2 protein-coding genes are annotated in these 1,601 nt (G+C 49.7%); both read left to right on the top strand.

The features are described from left to right. The first annotated feature begins 466 nt into the window (after positions 1 to 466). The gene (locus tag QJQ48_RS28075) at positions 467 to 661 is read left to right on the top strand and encodes a hypothetical protein (protein ID WP_346294484.1); all 195 of its coding nucleotides are present in this window, start codon (positions 467 to 469) and stop codon (positions 659 to 661) included. Further along, a complete protein-coding gene (locus tag QJQ48_RS28070) occupies positions 648 to 962 on the top strand; it encodes a hypothetical protein (protein WP_346294483.1) in 315 nt (104 codons plus the stop codon). The genes QJQ48_RS28075 and QJQ48_RS28070 overlap by 14 nt, the downstream gene beginning before the upstream one ends. The last annotated feature ends 639 nt before the right edge of the window (positions 963 to 1,601 follow it).

Here is a 1,601-nt window from a genome sequence, read left to right as displayed (position 1 = left end):
GGAATTCCAAAAAACGTTGCCGGTACTGCGATCGCTGTGTTGCTTATACGTTTGTGTGTTGCCATGCCGTTGTTCTATACGCTGTAATGCGATCGCTTTTATACTTGCAAGTCCTCTTCTACATTTGCCTTATTTCGTAAAAATGCTTCTGTGTAAGCGTTTCAGCGTTTTTGCTCGTGCGATCGCTTCTTGCCTCTGCGTTGAGGCACGCATAAAGCTGTATGTATACAATAAACTTGTTTATTGTATACATTGAGTGTATATTTAGTGCGTACGTATTATGCCTTTCACTTGCATAGGAGGCAGATCGCTGGTGCTATCCTATCGGCTTCCTTTCGGATGCGATCGCGCTAAGCTCAAGGAGAGCTTACAAGCATTCTTAGTGTGCTGCAGAACCCTGGGGACATCCCTTCTTCGGACTCTGGTCGAGCCCACAAAGGCGATCGCTGGCTGCTCTTACTCTACTTTGTATCAGCGCAAAACCCTCTCGGGCGATCGCTCTTTTGACTTGGAAACTATCATGCGGGCGATCGCTGGTGGTGAGGGACTGTTGCTGTTTCTCAGGAGCTTGGAAAACTCGAACTTTCTAGAAGCTTGGCATAGGCCGTTTCGTAGCCTGATAGGCAAGAAAACTCCTCTCTGCTTCTATGAATACAGATAGCCCTGTCTCTGACAGCGTCATCGATCAAATGATCGACCTGCGATTGCAACTCGCTCAACTCGAACACAAAATTGATACCCTCAAGCCCGCTTTCTTTCATGCCTGCGCAGCTCAAGAACTCACTCAGTTTAGACATGAGCATGGAATCATTTGTCGTCGGCTTACGCCCGGCAAATGGGACTATCCTAGCGATATCCTGAAGCAGGAAAAACGCCTCAAGCTGCTTAAACAGCAATTTCAGCAAACCCATGAACCTACAGCTGGGCGTGAAGTTACCTGGTCTATTCGACTGACTCTTTAGCTCTAGTCTTGGCTCGTCAGCACCATTTTCATAAACAACAGCTCACAGCGATCGCATTGGCCTGTTTGCCAGTAGCTCGGCAGCTGGAAAGCACTTTGACATTGGGGACATTGGAAAAGCAACGGCCGTTGGTGCACTTGGCAGTTAGGCTCGTCGGCTAGCTGCCAAGTCAGTTTATGCCAAGGTGCCGTTTTATAGCACTGGGCACACAGGCGTGTGGGCCAATGCAGCCGGATGCTTTGAGGAAACCACATTGAACGCAACCGCCCCTCTTCTACTCCTGTGAGCTGTGAGAGCTGCTCCAGGTCCTTCGCGCTCGGTCTACGACGGCGCGAAGGACTTTCCCAATAGGACACGATGTAGGGTCTTTTGCCCAGCATCGCCGATAAATGCCCACTGCTTAGATAGTTCGCTCGGCGAAAGCGGCCTAGAAAGTGGCTAAAGCTCTCCTCTTCATAGGGCGCTACTTGAAATAGCCAGGGCTGAAGAGATCGTTTTACTGGCCTTGGAAGGCTCATTAGGGACCCTCTATGGAGATAATGGCTATCTAACTAGCGAGCACTCTTTGACCACCTGCTTGAGCCGTTTAAGACTAATATGCAACTCTCCCTGTTGCAGTGCTTGAATGGCCGCATCGCG

Source organism: Sphaerothrix gracilis Ecp01 (assembly GCF_030405905.1).
Lineage (GTDB): Bacteria > Cyanobacteriota > Cyanobacteriia > Phormidesmidales > Phormidesmidaceae > Sphaerothrix > Sphaerothrix gracilis.
The sequence above is the reverse complement of the archived record's forward strand: the minus strand, read 5'-3'. Positions and strand labels throughout refer to the sequence as shown.

Coding starts and splice junctions, on each gene's coding strand:
- QJQ48_RS28070 (WP_346294483.1), top strand. CDS start 648: ATGAATACAGATAGCCCTGTCTCTGACAGCGTCATCGATCAAATGATC.